This is a genomic window from Actinoplanes sp. CA-030573, from assembly GCF_050951115.1.
Taxonomy (GTDB): Bacteria; Actinomycetota; Actinomycetes; order Mycobacteriales; family Micromonosporaceae; genus Actinoplanes.
This window is the reverse complement of record NZ_CP192038.1, coordinates 5,737,269-5,754,167: the sequence shown is the minus strand read 5'-3', so window position 1 is coordinate 5,754,167 and position 16,899 is coordinate 5,737,269. Positions and strand designations below refer to the sequence as shown.

Below are 16,899 nucleotides of genomic sequence, written 5' to 3'. Positions count from 1 at the left end.
GTGCCTACTTGAGGCCTTCGTGGGCTCGCGCTTCGGTCGGGGCGAGCGCGGCGCCGAGCGTACGGGCGGTGTCGATCAGCGGTACGTGGCTGAACGCCTGCGGGAAGTTGCCCACCAGCCGGTGCGCCCCGGTGTCGTACTCCTCGGACAGCAGCCCCACGTCGTTGCGCAGGGCGAGCAGCCGGGCGAAGGTCTCCCGGGCGTCGTCGTGCCGCCCGATCAGCGCGTAGTTGCTGGCCAGCCAGAAGGTGCAGGCCAGGAACGCGCCCTCGCCCGGCGGCAGGCCGTCGACGTCGGAGCCCGGCTTCTGGGTGTACCGCTGCACGAAACCGTCGACCATCAGATGCCTCTCGACGGCGGCGACCGTGCCGATCACCCGCTCGTCGTCGCCGGGCAGGAAGCCGACCAACGGGACCATGAGCATCGCCGCGTCCAGCTCGTCCGAGCCGTAGAACTGGGTGAACGTCTTACGGTCCGGGTCGTACCCCTTCTCCAGGATCTCGTCGCGGATCTCCTCGCGCAGCGCCCGCCAGCGCTCGACCGGGCCGTCGAAGCCGAAGTGCTCGACCGCCTTGACCGCCCGATCGACGGCGACCCACGCCATCAGCTTCGAGTGCACGAACTGCTTGGGCCCGCCGCGGACCTCCCAAATGCCCTCGTCCGGGTCGCGCCAGTGCTCCTCCACGAACTCCATGAGCTTGACCTGCAGGCCCCACGCCGGATCGTCGGCCTTGAGGCCCGCCCGCCGGCCCTGGTGCAGGGCGTCCATCACCTCGCCGTAGACGTCGAGCTGGAACTGCTCGGCGGCGGCGTTGCCGATCCGCACCGGGTTGCCGTCGTAGCCGGTCAGCCAGGTCGCCTGGTACTCGTCGAGGCGGCGCTCGCCGGCCACGCCGTACATGATCTGCAGCTCGGCCGGGTTTCCGGCGATGGCCCGCAGCAGCCACTTGCGCCAGGCGATCGCCTCGCTCTGGAAGCCGGAATAGAGCAGCGACTGCAGGGTGATCGTCGCGTCCCGCAGCCAGCAGAACCGGTAGTCCCAGTTCCGCACGCCGCCCAGCTTCTCCGGCAGGCTGGTGGTGGCGGCCGCGACGATGCCGCCGGTCGGGGCGTAGGTGAGTGCCTTCAGCGTCAGCAGCGAGCGGACCACGGCGTCGCGCCATTCACCCTCGTACGTGCAGGCCGACACCCACCCGCGCCAGTAGCCCTCGGTGACGCCGAGCTCGTGCGAGGGGTCGAGCGGCTCCGGCGGCGGCAGGTGCGAGGGCCGCCAGGTCAGCACGAACGGCACCCGCTCGCCGGTCTGCACCCGGAAGCGGGCCCGGGTCGCCATGTTCTCGCCGTGCGTCTCGACCGGGGTGCGCAGCCACGCCGCGTCCGGCCCGGCCACCGCGACCAGGTGCTCCTGCTCCCGGTAGACCCACGGGACGACGTGCCCGTAGTCGAAGCGCAGCCGCAGCGTCATCTCCATGTCGACGGTGCCGCGCACACCCTCGACGATCCGGATCAGGTCGGGCGCCTCGCCGCGGGGCGGCATGAAGTCGATCAGCCGTACGACGCCGTCGGCCGTCTCGAACTCGGTCTCCAGCACCAGCGTGTCGTCGCGATAACGTCGGCGGGTCGCCACCGGCCGGCCGGCCGGCCGGATCGTCCAGTGCCCGTTCTCCTCGGTGCCGAGCAGAGCCGCGAAGACGGCCCCGGAGTCGAAACGCGGCGCGCAGAACCAGTCGATCGACCCGTCCCGGCCGACCAGGGCCGCCGTCTGCGTGTCCGCGATGATCGCGTAGTCCTCGATCGGAAGCGCCATGCCCGCCGTCTTACCCGCCCTCGCCCCCGCGCGAACGCTCCCGCCCCGCCCGCTTCGTCCCGCCCGCCGCGCCCGGCTGGCCGCGCTCGCTCCGCCGGCTGGCCGCGCTCGGTCACCGAGCCGGGCGTGGACGATCTGCGCGCTCCGCCCGGCTGGCCGCGCTCGCTCCGCCCGGCTGGCCGCGCTCGCTCCGCCCGGCTGGCCGCGCTCGCTCCGCCCGGCTGGCCGCGCTCGCTCCGCCCGGCTGGCCGCGCTCGCTCCGCCCGGCTGGCCGCGCTCGCTCCGCACGGCTGGCCGCGCCCACCCCGCCCGGCCCACCGAGCCGGCACCGACCCACCTCACCGCGCCCGGCCTGGCCGCGCCCGGCCCGACCCGCCCGCCTCCCCGCGCTCCGCTCGCCGTGCCCGCCGCGCTCCGCCTCGTCTCGTCCCGCGGAGGGCGGCCATTTCCACGAATTGGTCGCTAAATCGGGCCGCCGACGGTCCACTTCCTGGAAATGGCGCGTAGCGGGAGGTCCATGCAGCGCAAGGGCCGGGGGCGGGAGGGCAGCGCGCGCGGGAGGCTGGGGAGCGGGAGGACCGGGAAGCGGGAGGGCCGCGCAGCGCAAGGGGCCGGGCAGCGGGAGCGGCCGGACAGTGGGAAGGGCCGCGCGGCGGGAGAGTCGCGCGGCGGGAGAGTCGCGCGGCGGAAAAGGCGGCGCGGCGGGAGGGGGACGCGCAGCGCGAGGGGTGGGGAGCCCGAAGGGCCGGAGAGCGCCAGGGGCCGTGGAGCGCGAGCGGCCGGGGAGCGGGAGGGGCGGGCAGCGAAAGGGGCCGCGCCCGTGTGGACGCGGCCCCTCCGGGAAACGGGCCCTAGCCCTTGACGCTACCGGCCATGAGACCACGGACGAAGTAGCGCTGGAGCAGCAGGAACACCACGACCGGCACCAGGATGGAGACGAAGGCGCCGGCGGAGAGCAGCTGCCACGCCGTGCCCCGGGTGCCGCTGAGGTTGGCCAGCGCCAGCGTGATCGGGGCTACCTCGTTGCCGCCGCCCGCGAAGACCAGCGCCACCAGCAGGTCGTTCCAGACCCAGAGGAACTGGAAGATGCCGAACGCCGCCAGCGCGGGCGTCAGCAGTGGCAGCATGACGCGGAAGAAGATCGACACATGGCCGGCGCCGTCGACCCGGGCCGCTTCGATCAGGCCGGCCGGCACCTCCCGCATGAAGTTGTGCAGCAGATAGATGGCCAGCGGCAGCGCGAACGTCGAGTGGGCGAGCCACAGCGTCCAGAACGTACCGGTGATGTGGATGTTGACGAAGATCTTCAGCAGCGGCAGCAGCGTGATCTGCAGCGGCACGATCTGCAGGGCGAAGATCGCGATGAACAGGAAGTTCTTGAACCGGAAGTCGATCCAGGCGAAGGCGTACGCGGCCAGCGACGCCAGCGCCATCGGGATCAGCACCGAGGGGATGCAGATCACCAGCGAGTTGACGAAGAAGTCGGCCATGTTGATGCCGCCGCCCTCGCCGAACACCGCGCGGTAGTTGTCCAGCGTCATCTGCGGGTCGGAGAAGAACGTCCACCAGCCGGTCCGCTTGATCGCCCGCTCCGGCCGGAACGAGGAGATCAGCAGGCCGAACGTGGGGATGGTCCAGAGCACCGCGATGATGATCGCGAACAGCGACGCCCACGGCGAGCTGAGCCGCTTCTTCGCGACCGCGGCCGCGCTCGGCTTCTCCGCCGCCAGATCGGGCGTGGTCGTCAGGGGAGTTACGGCGGTCATCGTGCCTCCGATTGACGAACCTGCCGGATGTTGTACGCGACAACGGGGATGACCAGGATGAACAGGAGCACCGCGAGAGCGGCGCCGAGGCCCTGGTTGTCGGCCCGGAAGGTCTGCGAGTAGAACTCGTTGGCCACCACGCTGGTCTTGAAGTTGCCGCCGGTCATGGTCCGGACGATGTCGAAGACCTTGAGCGTGCCGATGCCGATGGTGGTCAGCACGACCACGATGGTCGGGCGGACGCTGGGCACCGTGATGTTCTTGAACATGGTCCAGGCGGTGACGCCGTCGAGCCGGGCGGCCTCGACGATGTCGTCCGGGATCGCCTTGATGGCCGCCGAGAGCACGGTCATGGCGAAGCCGGCCTGGATCCAGATCATCACGACGATCAGCAGGAACGTGTTGAGCGGCGACTCGATCAGCAGTTGGACCGGCTTGCCGCCGAGCCAGACGATGATCTGGTTGATCAGGCCGATCTGCTTCACGTTGGCCTGGTCGGGGCGGTACTCGTACATGAACTTCCAGATGATCGACGCCGCCACGAAGGAGATCGACATCGGCAGGAAGATCAGCGCCTTGGCGAACGACTCGAACCGCGACTTGTCGACCAGGATCGCGTAGATCAGGCCGATGCCGGTCGCCAGGAACGGGGTGAGGACGACCCAGAACACCGTGTTCCGCAGAACGGTGAGCTGGTCCTTGTCGGTGAAGATGGTCTTGTAGTTGTCGACGCCGACGAACGCCTTGCCGGCGGCGTCGAAGAACGACTCGTAAATGGTGCGAAGGCCGGGGTAGACGAGGCCGACCAGCAGCATGAGCACGACGGGGAGCAGGTAGAGATACCCGACCCACTTGTCGCCGCGCCGGCCGCCGATGCGGCCCGCGAAGAACAGGATGACGCCCATGACCGCGGCGAACAGCAGCAGCGCGGCGAGCATCTGCAGGAGTTTTTCAGGGGTGGTGGAGGCGGTGTTGAACACGCGGCCCGTACCTCCTTCGCTTCTTTCTCAGAGAAGAGGCTGAGGGCCGGCCGGGAAGGGGATGCCCTCCCGACCGGCCCCGATGGAGCTAATCAGATCACTTCGGCCACGAGTTTTCGATGTTCGTCAAGGTCGTCTTGGTGTCCTGACCGGTGACCCACGCGGTCGCCTGCTTCCAGAACGAGTCCGAGCCGACGGCCGCGGGCATCTGGTCCGAGCCGTCGAAGCGGAACTGCGAGGCCGGGTCGAGCAGGATCTTGGCCGCGAGCTGGTCGATCGGGCTGGTCAGGTTGTTCGGGTCGAGGCCCTTGTTGGCGCTGACCCAGCCGCTCGACAGCTTGGCCTTGGTGTTGGCCCAGGTGTCGGACGAGAGGTAGGTCTGGAACGCCTGGACCTCGGGCCGGTCCGAGAAGGCCAGGATGAACTCGCCGCCACCGAGAACCGGCTTGGCCGAGGTGTCCTTGCCGGGCAGGTAGAACGCGAAGACGTCGCCGTCCTCGGCCACCTTGGTGCCCTTCGGCCAGTTGGCCGCGTAGAAGCTGGCCTGGCGGTGCATCATGCACTGGTCGTCGAGGATCGGCAGACCCGCGTCCTGGAAGGTCGTGGAAGCGATGCTCTTGACGTCGCCGAGACCGCCGTTGACGTACTTGTCGTTCTTCAGGTAACCGCCGACGGCGTCGAGGGCCGCGGTGGGCTCGGCGCTGTTGAACGCGATCTGGTGGTTGACCCACTTGTCGTACTCCTCCGGCCCGGAGAGCCGGAGCATGAAGTCCTCCATCCAGTCCGTGACCGGCCAGCCGGTCGCGTCACCGGAGTTGATGCCCGCGCACCACGGCTTCTTGCCGTCGGCGACCATCTTGTCGCTGAGGGCCTTCAGCTCGTCGAGCGTGGTCGGGACCGCGTAGCCCGCGTCCTTGAACGCGTTCGGCGAGTACCAGACCAGGGACTTGACGCTGGCGCCCAGCGGGGCCGCGTAGAACTTGCCGTCGACCGTGCCGTACGCCTTCCAGTCCTTGGACCAGAACTTGTCGACGTTGGCCTCGGTGTCGGCCGGGGCCGCGACCGCCTTGCCGGTGGCCACCAGCTGCTTGACCAGACCGGGCTGGGGCACGATGGCGAGGTCCGGCGGGTTGCCGGCCTTGGCGCGCACCAGGATCTGAGTCTCGAACGACTTGTCGCCCTCGTACTTGACCGTGACGCCGGTGCACTGCTCGAACGGCTTGTACGAGTTGATGTGCGGGGTGTCCTCGGGGGTGACGATGCCCGTGTAGATCGAGACCGTCTTGCCCTTCAGGTCACCGAACTTGGTGTATGGCGCGCAGTCGATGGCCGACGCCGACGCGCCCGTTGACGCATTGCTTCCGGAGTCCTTGTTGTCGCCGCACGCGGCCACGCTGAAGATCAGCCCGGCGCTCAGCGTGCTGGCGAGCACGACCCGCGACCGCGGGCTCGTAGGTTGTCCGAACATACCGCTCCCTATGTCAAATCGCGCCTCCGACGTCCGAAGACGTCGCCGTCCGAAGCGCTACTTGGATGACAGTCAAGAGGTAACCGGGACGTTGCGCAATGATTTCCGCTCGATCGACTCGGTAACGATACGGCTGCGGAGGTCAACGTCCCTTAACCGGTTCAGGAAGAGCCCTGGTCACGGCCGGAAGGAGCCCTCGGACGACCCTAGTCGCAATGCGGCCGCCTCGCCCGGAAAAACGAGAAATCCGGGGAGACGGCCGGTGTGTCCTGCTTAAAACGGGCGGAACGGACGTCAGCCCGCGATCGCCAGGTATTTGTAGCCGAGCCGGGCCATGCGGTCGGCGTCCAGCACGTGCCGGCCGTCGAGCAGGATCGGCGTGCGCATGAGGCCGACGAACTTGCCCCAGTCCAGCTCGAGGTACTGCGCCCACTCGGTGACCAGCACGACCGCGTCGCAGTCGTCGAACAGCTCGTCGACGGTCTCGCTCAGGTACGGGGCGAGCTCGGGCTGCTCCCGGCGGAAGCGCTCGCCGGCGACCGGGTCGTGCAGCTTGACCCGGGCGCCGCGGGCGAGCAGCAGGTTCGCGATGTCGAGGGCGGGCGAGTCGCGCAGGTCGTCGGTGTTCGGCTTGAACGCGACGCCGAGCAGGCCGATCTTGCGGCCCTTGAGGATGCGCAGCTCGTCCTGCAGGCGCTCGACGGCGATCTGCCGCTGCCGGTCGTTGACCTCGCGGGCGGCCCGGACGATCGGCATCTCGTAGTTGTACTCGGCGGCGGTGGCGATCAGGGCCTTGGTGTCCTTGCCGAAGCAGGAGCCGCCCCAGCCCACGCCGGCCTGCAGGAACCGCGAGCCGATCCGCTGGTCGAGGCCCATGCCCCGGGTGACCTCGGTGATGTCGGCGCCGACCTTGGCCGCGAGCAGGCCGATCTCGTTCGCATAGCTGATCTTGAGGGCGAGGAACGCGTTGGCGGCGTACTTGATCAGCTCGGCCGAGGCGAGGTCGGTGGAGACCAGCGGAACCGCGCCGATGTCGTCCGGCCGCGGCGAGAAGCTGGGCGCGGTGAACGTCTGGTTGATGATCGGCCGGTAGAGCTGGTTGAGGATCTCGAGGCTGCGCGGATTGTCGGAGCCGATGACGATCCGGTCGGGGAAGAGGGTGTCGTGGATCGCGTTGCCCTCGCGCAGGAACTCCGGATTCGACGCCACCGAGAATTCACAGCCCTCGGGACGGTCCGTCCGCTGCGCGAACGACTCGCGAAGAATCGCATCCACCCAGTTACCGCTGCCGATGGGCACGGTCGACTTGTTCACCACCACGGTGAAGGGGTGATCGAGGTTCTGCGCCACGGTCTCGGCGGCGGAGCGCAGGTAGCGCAGGTCGGGGCTGCCGTCGGCGGCGGAGGGGGTCTGCACGGCCACGAACACCACGTCGGCGCCCGGCACCGCCTCGGCGTAGCTGGTGGTGAAGGTCAGGTTGGCGGCGGCCTCGGCGAGCAGCTCCTCCATGCCCGGCTCGTAGATCGGGCAGCGCCCGCCGTTGAGCATGTCGACCTTGCTCTGGTCCAGGTCGACGCAGGTTACCTGGTGGCCCAGGAACGCCAGACTCACACCGGTCGTGAGCCCGACATAACCCGTGCCCACCACACAAACCCTCATGAAAACGCTCCTCGCTCCGGCCAATCAACGCCCGATGATACACATCGGGTTAAGACTGCCCCTGTCGGTAAAGTTCATGCCGGGTTGACGGTATGTGTTCGGGCCATTTCGGCGCGTTGCTGAACGTTTTTTAAGCAATTTGCGCGCGCCAATTCCATAAATGCACGGCCGGACGGTCGCCGGTCGGGCCGCCGCCGGGGCCGGGCGAGGTCTTTATATCCACGATTATCAACTAGTGGTTTCCGGGGCTTGACAGCGGTGTGACGCGGGCCGGACGCTCTTGGGAGCGCTCCCATGTGCACGTACGTCAATGGAAGGGTCCGGATGAGAAGGACGCCAGTCGCGGCGACGATCGCCGCCCTGTCAGCCGGGGTGGTGGCGGTCGCCCTGGCCCAGCCCAGCACGGCCGCCGCGGCCGCGGCCGACCCGTACTCGTGGAAGAACGTCCGCATCGACGGCGGCGGTTTCGTGCCGGCCGTCGTCTTCAACCCGGGCGAGAAGAACCTGATCTACGCCCGCACCGACATCGGCGGCGCCTACCGCTGGAACGAGTCCGACCAGAGCTGGACGCCGCTGCTCGACTGGGTCGGGCAGAACAACTGGGGCTACAACGGGGTGCTGTCCATCGCGCCCGACCCGGTCGACACCAAGCGCGTCTACGCCGCGGTCGGCATGTACACCAACGACTGGGACCCCAACAACGGCGCCGTCCTGCGCTCCACGGACAAGGGCGCGACCTGGCAGGTCACCACGCTGCCGTTCAAGAACGGCGGCAACATGCCGGGCCGCGGCGCCGGCGAGCGCCTGGCCGTCGACCCGCACAACAACAAGAACGTGTACTTCGCGGCCGAGGGCGGCAACGGGCTCTACCGCAGCACCGACTACGGCGCGACCTTCAGCAAGGTCACCAGCTTCCCGAACGCCGGCAACTACGTGCAGGACCCGTCCGACACCAACAACTACCTCAACCAGAACCAGGGCCTGGCCTGGGTCACCTTCGGGGCCGCCAACCAGGTCTTCGTCGGCGTCAACGACAAGGCCAACCCGGTCTACATGTCGAACGACGGCGGCTCGACCTGGTCCCGGATCGCCGGCCAGCCGACCGGATATCTGCCGCACAAGGGCGTCGTCCAGGGCGATTTCCTGTACATCGCGACCAGCGACACGGGCGGGCCGTACGACGGCGCCGCCGGACAAGTCTGGAAATATCAGATAAGCACGGGCGCCTGGACGAATATCTCGCCGACCCCCGCGGCCGACGCCTATTACGGATATTCCGGGCTCACGGTCGATCAGGAAAAGCCCGGAACCCTGATGGTCGCCACCCAGATCTCCTGGTGGCCGGACGCGATCTTCTTCCGCAGCACCGACTACGGGGCCACCTGGACCCGCATCTGGGACTGGAACGGCTACCCGAGCATGACCAAGCGCTACACCATGGACATCTCGGCCGACCCGTGGCTGGACTTCAACAGCAACCCGCAGCCGCCGGAGTCGACCCCGAAGCTCGGCTGGATGAACGAGACGCTCGCGATCGACCCGTTCAACTCCAACCGCATGATGTACGGCACCGGCGCGACCCTCTACGGCACGACGAACCTCGGCAACTGGGACGCCGGCTCGACGATCACGATCAAGCCGATGGCCCGGGGCATCGAGGAGACCGCCGTCCTCGACCTGGCCAGCCCGCCGTCCGGGGCGCCGCTGGTGAGCGCGCTCGGCGACATCGGCGGCTTCTACCACGCGTCGCTCGACGCCGTGCAGCCCAGCTTCCACGACACGCCCAGCCTGAGCAGCAACACGAGCCTGGACTTCGCCGAACTCACGCCCACGGTGTTCGCGCGCGTCGGGAACGCGGACGCTGCCCCGCACATCGGCATCAGCACCGACGGCGGCAAGAGCTGGTACCAGGGCCAGGAGCCGTCCGGCGTGACCGGCGGCGGCACGATCGCGGTCGGCGCCGACGCCAACGCCATGGTCTGGTCGCCGCAGGGCACCGGGGTGTACTACTCGACCACCCGCGGCAGCTCGTGGACCGCCTCCTCCGGGGTGCCCACCGGCGCCGTCGTCGAGAGCGACCGGGTCAACCCCAAGACCTTCTACGCGTACGCCGCCGGCAAGTTCTACACCAGCAAGGACGGCGGTGCGACGTTCGCCGCCTCGGCGGCGTCCCTGCCGAGCTCGGGCCGGCTGCATTTCCAGGCCGTGCCGGGCGCCGCCGGCGAGGTCTGGCTGGCCGGTGAGACCGGGCTGTTCAAGTCGGCCGACGCCGGAGCGACGTTCACCAATGTCTCCTCGGTGACCGCGGGCGTGAACGTCGCGTTCGGCAAGGCCGCGCCGGGCCGGTCGCACCCGGCCGTCTTCCTGGTCGGCACCGTCGACGGGGTCACCGGGGTCTTCCGCTCGGACGACACCGGCGGCTCCTGGGTCCGGATCAACGACGACGCCCACCAGTACGGCAACGCCGGCGACGCGCTGGCCGGCGACCCGCGCGTCTTCGGCCGGGTCTACCTCGGCACCAACGGCCGGGGCATCCTCTACGCCGACCGGACGACGAACGCGACGACGCCCACCGGCTCGACGTCGTCGCCGACTCCGACTCCGACGTCGTCCTCGCCGTCGCCGTCGCCCTCGCCCTCGCCGACCGTGTCCTCGCCCGGCCCCACCCCGTCGCCCACGACGCCGGCCCCGGGCGGCTGCACGGCGACCTACAAGATCACCGGCTCGTGGAGCGGCGGCTTCCAGGGTGAGGTCACCGTCGCCAACACCGGCTCCAGCGCGACCAAGAGCTGGACCGTCACCTGGAACTACACGGCCGGTCAGACGATCACGCAGCTCTGGAGCGGCACGGTCAGCCAGGCCGGCGCCGCGGTCAAGGTGACCAACGCGAGCTACAACGGCGCCGTCGCGGCGGGCGCCTCCACCACCTTCGGGTTCCTCGGCAGCACCACCGGTGCCACGAACCCGGTTCCGTCCCCGGTCACCTGCTCGGCAACCCGCTGAGTGCCACTCCCCAACCCCCACCGGAAAGGAAAACCCCGTGCGACAACGAGAAAGACGACTGCGGCGACTGCGCCGCGGCCTGGCCGTCGCCGGCACCGCCGTCCTCGGCGCCGGCGTGGCCCTGGTCGCGGGCGTGCCCGCGCACGCCGCGGCCGGCTGCACCGTGGTCTACAAGGTGCAGAGCCAATGGCCCGGCGGCTTCACCGGCGACATCCAGATCACCAACTCCGGCGATCCGGTCAGCAGCTGGAAGCTCGAGTACGACTTCCCGGACGCGGCGCAGAAGGTGTCGCAGGGATGGAACGGCGTCTACAGCCAGAGCGGCCAGCACGTCACGGTGAACAACGCGAGCTGGAACGGCAGCATCGGCACCAACGCCACCGTCGGGACCGGCTTCAACGGGACCTTCGGCTCGGCCAACCCGGTGCCCACGGCGTTCAAGCTCAACGGCACCGCGTGCAACGGCGCGGCCGCCGCGCCGACCGTGTCGATCACGGCGCCGGCCGCGAACACCCGCTACACGGCGCCGGCCTCGATCCCGATCACGGCCACCGCCGCCGCGGCGACCGGCAACACGATCAGCAAGGTCGAGTTCTACCACGACGGCCTGCTGCTCAACACCGACACGGCGTCGCCGTACACGTACACCTGGACCGGGGTGCCGCAGCAGACCGCGGCCTACCACCTCCAGGCCATCTCGTACGACAACACCGGCGCCAAGAGCAGCACCGCCGACGTGCCGGTCTTCGTCGACGCCAGCACCTCGCCGGCGATCGTCGCGGACGCCACGTCGCTGTCGGTCGCACCGGGCGCGAGCTCGACGTTCAAGCTGGCGCTCTCGGCGGCGCCGACGGCGAACGTGACGGTGGCGGTCGCGCGCACCGCGGGGGCCACCACGGTCTCGTCGACGCCGGCCTCGCTGACCTTCACGCCGTCGAACTGGAGCACCGGGCAGACCGTGACCGTCGCGGCCACCGCGGCCGCCACCGCGGGCACCAGCGCCACCTTCTCGGCGACCTCGACCGGCTACACCGCGGCGACGGTGACCGCGAACGTGGTGCCGGCCGGTAGCGTCGACGACCGGTTCACCCAGATGTACAACGACATCAAGAACCCGTCCAACGGCTACTTCAGCCCCGAGGGCGTGCCCTACCACTCGATCGAGACGCTGATCGACGAGGCACCGGACCAGGGTCACGAGACCACGTCCGAGGCGTTCAGCTACTGGCTGTGGCTGGAGGCCGAGCACGGCGCGGCCTCGCAGGACTGGGCGCCGTTCAACGCGGCGTGGTCGACGATGGAGAAGTACATCATCCCGTCGCACGGTGACCAGCCGACCAACGCGAACTACAACGCGTCGAAGCCGGCGACGTACGCGGCGGAGCACCCGCTGCCCTCGCAGTACCCGTCGCAGCTCGACTCCAGCGTCTCGGTCGGCACCGACCCGCTGGCGTCCGAGCTGAAGAGCGCGTACGGCACCGACGACATCTACGGCATGCACTGGCTGCTGGACGTGGACAACACGTACGGCTTCGGTCACTGCGGCGACGGCACCACGCGCGTCGCGTACATCAACACCTTCCAGCGCGGCCCGCAGGAGTCGACCTTCGAGACCGTGCCCCAGCCGTCCTGCGACACGTTCAAGTTCGGCGGGCCGAACGGCTACCTGGACCTGTTCACGAAGGACTCCAGCTACGCCAAGCAGTGGAAGTACACCAACGCGCCGGACGCCGACTCGCGCGCCATCCAGGCCGCGTACTGGGCGTACACCTGGGCCACCCAGCAGGGCAAGGCCTCGCAGATCTCCACCGCGGTGGCCAACGCCGCCAAGATGGGTGACTACCTGCGCTACTCCTTCTACGACAAGTACTTCAAGCAGCCCGGCTGCCGTTCCACCTCGTGCGCGGCGGGCACCGGCAAGAACGCCTCCAACAACCTGATGTCCTGGTACTACGCCTGGGGCGGCGCCTACGACACCAGCGCGGGCTGGGCGTGGCGGATCGGTTCCAGCACCGACCACTTCGGCTACCAGAACCCGATGGCCGCGTACGTGCTGAGCAACGTCAGCGCCTTCAACCCGAAGTCGCCGACCGCGAAGTCGGACTGGCAGGCCAGCCTGAACCGGATGCTCGAGTTCTACCAGTGGCTGCAGTCGTCCGAGGGCGCGATCGCCGGCGGCGCGACGAACAGCTGGAACGGCGACTACTCGAGCCCGCCGTCCGGCACCCCGACGTTCTACGGCCTGGCCTACGTCACCGCCCCGGTGTACGAGGACCCGCCGTCCAACCAGTGGTTCGGCATGCAGACCTGGTCGCTGGAGCGGCTGGCCGAGTACTACTACACGACCGGTGACGCCAAGGCCAAGTCGGTCCTGGACAAGTGGGTGACCTGGGCGCTCGCGAACTCCACGATCAGCGCCACCAGCTTCGAGATCCCGTCCGACCTGACCTGGTCGGGCGCGCCGGCCACCTGGAACGCCGCCAGCCCGGCCGCGAACACCAACCTGCACGTCACGGTGAAGAGCAAGGGCACCGACCTCGGTGTGGCCGGCTCGTTCGCGAAGCTGCTGACCTACTACGCCGCCAAGTCCGGCAACACGGCGGCCAAGACCGCGGCCAAGAACCTGCTCGACGCGATCTGGACGCACAAGGACGCGAAGGGCGTCTCGGTCACCGAGACCCGGGCCGACTACAACCGGATGGACGACGTCTACGACGCCACCACCGGCCAGGGTCTCTACATCCCGCCGGGCTGGAGCGGCAAGATGCCGAACGGCGACGTGATCGCCCCCGGAAAGTCCTTCCTGGACATCCGCTCCTGGTACAAGAACGACCCGGACTGGCCGAAGGTCCAGGCCTACCTCAACGGCGGGGCCGCGCCGACGTTCAACTACCACCGCTTCTGGGCGCAGGTCGACGTCGCCACCGGTTACGCCGACTTCGCCCGCCTGTTCCCGAACGGCTGAGGGGAGGAACCATGAGAAAGAAGAGATTGCTGGCGTACGTCGCGGCCGCGGTGATGGCCGCGGGCGTGGGTGCGGTCGTCATGCCGAGCTCGGCGTCGGCCCACGGGGCGATGATGATGCCCGGTAGCCGTACCTTCCTCTGCTACAAGGACGGCCGGAACCCGACCACGGGCGCGATCGAGCCGAAGAACCCGGCCTGCGCGGCCGCCGTCGCGCAGAGCGGGACGACCTCGCTCTACAACTGGTTCGCCGTGCTGCGCTCCGACGGGGCGGGCCGGATGGCCGGGTTCATCCCGAACGGCCAGCTGTGCAGCGGCGGGACCGGGGGACCGTACGACTTCACGGGCTACAACCTGCCCCGGAACGACTTCCCGGTCACCCACCTGACGTCCGGCAAGACCATCGAGATCGACTACAACGACTGGGCGAAACACCCGGGCACCTTCTCGCTCTACGTCACGAAGGACTCGTGGAGCCCGACCCGGGCGCTGGCCTGGGACGATCTGGAGTCGACGCCGTTCTCGCAGGTGACCAACCCGCCGGCGAACGGCGGACCGGGCACCGACGACGGTCACTACTGGTGGAACGCGACGCTGCCGTCCGGCAAGTCGGGTCGCCACATCATCTACTCGGTGTGGTCCCGCTCGGACAGCACGGAGACGTTCTACGGCTGCTCCGACGTGACGTTCGACGGCGGCAACGGCGAGGTCACCGGGATCGGCAACGGCGGCACCACGACGCCGCCGCCGACGCCTCCGACGACCCCGCCCACGTCACCGGCGACGCCGCCCACCTCGCCGACCACGCCGCCGACCTCGCCCACCAGCAACCCGGGCACCGGGGGCTGCACGGCGATGTACAACGTGACCGGCTCCTGGCAGGGCGGTTTCCAGGGGCAGGTCATGGTGCACGCGCCCGCCGGCAGCGCGATCGGCAAGTGGACGGTCACCTGGACCTGGCCGGGGTCGCAGACCCTGACCCAGCTCTGGAGCGGGACGGCGACCACCAGCGGCTCGCTGGTGACGGTCAAGAACGCGTCGTGGAACGGGTCCATCCCGGCCGGCGGCGACACCACGTTCGGCTTCCTCGGGTCGGGCTCGACGCCGGCCACGGTGAACAACCTGACGTGTAGCACGGCCTAGGAACACAAGAGGGCGGCGGCGCTTTCCCGCGCCGCCGCCCGCCGTTCCGGTCCCGTCAGCTCGCGAGCTGGAACGTCTCCTTCAAGGTGTCGTACGCCGGCTTCTTCTGGTAGTCCTCGGTCATCGGGGTGGCCGAGCCCTCGCCGGAGAAGACGCCGGGAACCCAGGAGTACTTGTCGGTGAATCCCCACACCGTGTACGAGATGCAGTGCCGCACCAGCAGGCAGGCACGCAGCAGCAGGCCGAAGCCCTCGGCCTGGGCCTGCGTCTTGATCTGGTCGTCGGGCAGGATCATCCGGATGTCGACCTCGGTGAACGCGGTCTTCACGCCGAGCGCGTCGAAGCGGCGCACGTTCTCCAGCACGTCACCGGGAAGCCCGTACTGGATGCCGAGGTGACCCTGCATCCCGAAGCCCTGCACCGGCACGCCCTGCCGGCGCAGATCCTTGATCAGGTTGTACTCCGCCGTGCTCTTGGGGCCGATCCATTCCACGTTGTAGTCGTTGAGGAACAGGATCGCCGACGGGTCGGCCTGGTGCGCCCAGCGGAACGCGTCGGCGATGTAACCGGGGCCGAGGTTGCGCAGCCAGATCGTGTCGCGCAGGGTCCCGTCCTCGTTGAAGGCCTCGTTCACCACGTCCCAGGCCCAGATACGACCCTTGAAATGGCCCATCTCGGCGAAGATGTGCCGGCGCAGCAGGTCCCGCAGCTGGGCCGGGGTGAAGTCGGTCTCGTTGATCCAGGACGGGAGCTGGCTGTGCCAGACCAGGGTGTGTCCCCGGACCGCCTGGCCGTTGCGGCGGGCCACGTCGACGAGCTTGTCGGCCTGGGTCCAGTCGTAGTGGCCCTGGGTCGGCTCGACGACCTCCCACTTCATCACGTTCTCCGGCGTGACGGTGTTGAACTCGCGGGCGCCCGCGGCCGCGTACGGCGCATCGGTCGCGAGCGCGTCCATGTTGACCGCGGTGCCGATCTTGACGCCGGTGCCGCGGGCGGCGGCGCGCAGCCCGGTGTCGCCGGCCGTCGCCGCGCCGTTCGGCAGCACGGCCAGGCCCACGACGGTGACCGCGGCTATGGCTGCCGCGGATAAGACGCGGGGTCGCATCATCGAAATATCCCTCCGGTCGGTGGATCCGAAAGTTCCGAGAACTTCCGGAAAGCTTCGCTGCCTGGTGGGCCCACGTCAATGGCAGTTTTTGATCGAAGATCATTCGACGCGAGCCCTTGACGGCATAGATCGGTCCCTCTACCTTCGGGATGTTCGGCTGACATGTTTCCGAAACTTCCGATCCACCACGGAGGATTCCGCGTGCGCCGCTTCCCCTCTCGTGCCCTCGTCGCCCTGGTGACGGTCGCGGGCACGGTCACCGCTTCGACCCCTCCCGCCCAGGCGGCCGGGTCCCGGCCCGGCGGCCCGCCCACGCCGGTCGTCGTGGACACCGCCCGCGGGCACGGCAACGTCGTGAGCTTCACGTTCGACGACGGCCCCAATCCGCCCGACACCCTGAACCTGCTCGCGGTGCTGAGGAAGCACCACGTCAAGGCGGTCTTCTGCCTCTGGGGCGACCATGTCCGCGAGCATCCCGAGGTGGTGCGCGCGATCGCCCGCGACGGGCACACCCTGTGCAACCACTCGCTGCACCACGACGACATGTCGGCCTGGACGCCCGAGCAGATCCGCGCCGACCTCGAGGCGACCAGCGCCCTGATCCACCAGGCCGTCCCGCACGCGAAGATCGCCTACTTCCGCGCGCGTACGGGGCCTGGGGCCAGACCCCGCAGGTCGCCGCCGAGCTCGGCATGCAGCCGCTGGGCTGGCGCTTCGACATCGGGGACTGGGTGCCGCCCGGCACCGACGTGCTGGTGCAGCGGATCCTCGACCGGCTCACGCCGGGCGCCGTGATCCTCATGCACGACGGCGGCGGCGACCGCAGCCAGACCGTGGCGGCCGTCGACCAGGTCATTCCCCAGCTCCGCGCCGACTGCTGGCGCTTCACCCTGCCACTGGCCCGCGGCTGACCGTTCCGCCGCGCTGTGGATCGGCCGCGAAAACTGTCGTACCGCGGCCGTAATCTCACCCCACCCCGTGCACGGGGTGGGTTCGGTAAC

Annotated in this window: 11 protein-coding genes; 5 read left to right on the top strand and 6 right to left on the bottom strand. The window is 69.2% G+C overall.

What is annotated here, in order from left to right:
- Positions 1–4: 4 nt before the first annotated feature.
- The 5 genes from ACQP2F_RS26635 to ACQP2F_RS26615 all read right to left on the bottom strand — a co-directional run bounded on the left by ACQP2F_RS26635 (position 5) and on the right by ACQP2F_RS26615 (position 7,680).
- Positions 5–1,807 (bottom strand): glycoside hydrolase family 15 protein, encoded by a 1,803-nt coding sequence (locus ACQP2F_RS26635; protein ID WP_433291912.1) that lies wholly within the window; start codon positions 1,805–1,807, stop codon positions 5–7.
- 851 nt (positions 1,808–2,658) lie between these two features.
- Complete coding sequence (locus ACQP2F_RS26630; protein WP_433291910.1) at positions 2,659–3,573, bottom strand: carbohydrate ABC transporter permease; 915 nt, start codon at positions 3,571–3,573, stop codon at positions 2,659–2,661.
- Positions 3,570–4,511, bottom strand: coding sequence for a carbohydrate ABC transporter permease (locus tag ACQP2F_RS26625; protein ID WP_433307620.1), 942 nt, complete (start codon positions 4,509–4,511; stop codon positions 3,570–3,572). Before ACQP2F_RS26625 ends, ACQP2F_RS26630 begins: the two co-directional genes overlap by 4 nt.
- 139 nt (positions 4,512–4,650) lie before the next feature.
- A complete protein-coding gene (locus ACQP2F_RS26620) occupies positions 4,651–6,021 on the bottom strand; it encodes an ABC transporter substrate-binding protein (protein ID WP_433291908.1) in 1,371 nt (456 codons plus the stop codon).
- A gap of 294 nt (positions 6,022–6,315) precedes the next feature.
- Entirely contained in the window at positions 6,316–7,680 is a 1,365-nt protein-coding gene (locus ACQP2F_RS26615) for a UDP-glucose dehydrogenase family protein (protein WP_433291906.1), read from the bottom strand.
- A 324-nt stretch (positions 7,681–8,004) separates the two neighbouring features.
- On the opposite strand from ACQP2F_RS26615, the gene ACQP2F_RS26610 reads away from it, so the two are divergent.
- From ACQP2F_RS26610 to ACQP2F_RS26600, 3 genes are read left to right on the top strand one after another with little or no spacing between them, the layout of a single operon-like run.
- Positions 8,005–10,683 (top strand): cellulose binding domain-containing protein, encoded by a 2,679-nt coding sequence (locus ACQP2F_RS26610; protein ID WP_433291904.1) that lies wholly within the window; start codon positions 8,005–8,007, stop codon positions 10,681–10,683.
- 37 nt (positions 10,684–10,720) lie between these two features.
- Positions 10,721–13,648, top strand: coding sequence for a glycoside hydrolase family 48 protein (locus ACQP2F_RS26605; RefSeq protein ID WP_433291902.1), 2,928 nt, complete (start codon positions 10,721–10,723; stop codon positions 13,646–13,648).
- A gap of 11 nt (positions 13,649–13,659) precedes the next feature.
- Positions 13,660–14,790, top strand: a complete 1,131-nt coding sequence (locus ACQP2F_RS26600; RefSeq protein WP_433291900.1) for a lytic polysaccharide monooxygenase auxiliary activity family 9 protein — start codon at positions 13,660–13,662, stop codon at positions 14,788–14,790.
- A 55-nt stretch (positions 14,791–14,845) separates the two neighbouring features.
- Here the strand turns inward: ACQP2F_RS26600 and ACQP2F_RS26595 are convergent, their stop codons facing one another.
- Positions 14,846–15,898, bottom strand: coding sequence for an endo-1,4-beta-xylanase (locus tag ACQP2F_RS26595; RefSeq protein WP_433291898.1), 1,053 nt, complete (start codon positions 15,896–15,898; stop codon positions 14,846–14,848).
- A gap of 201 nt (positions 15,899–16,099) precedes the next feature.
- Between ACQP2F_RS26595 and ACQP2F_RS26590 the strand changes: the two genes are divergently transcribed.
- A complete protein-coding gene (locus tag ACQP2F_RS26590; protein WP_433291896.1) occupies positions 16,100–16,693 on the top strand; it encodes a polysaccharide deacetylase family protein in 594 nt (197 codons plus the stop codon).
- The gene (locus ACQP2F_RS26585) at positions 16,654–16,809 is read left to right on the top strand and encodes a hypothetical protein (RefSeq protein ID WP_433291894.1); all 156 of its coding nucleotides are present in this window, start codon (positions 16,654–16,656) and stop codon (positions 16,807–16,809) included. The genes ACQP2F_RS26590 and ACQP2F_RS26585 overlap by 40 nt, the downstream gene beginning before the upstream one ends.
- Positions 16,810–16,899 lie beyond the last annotated feature (90 nt).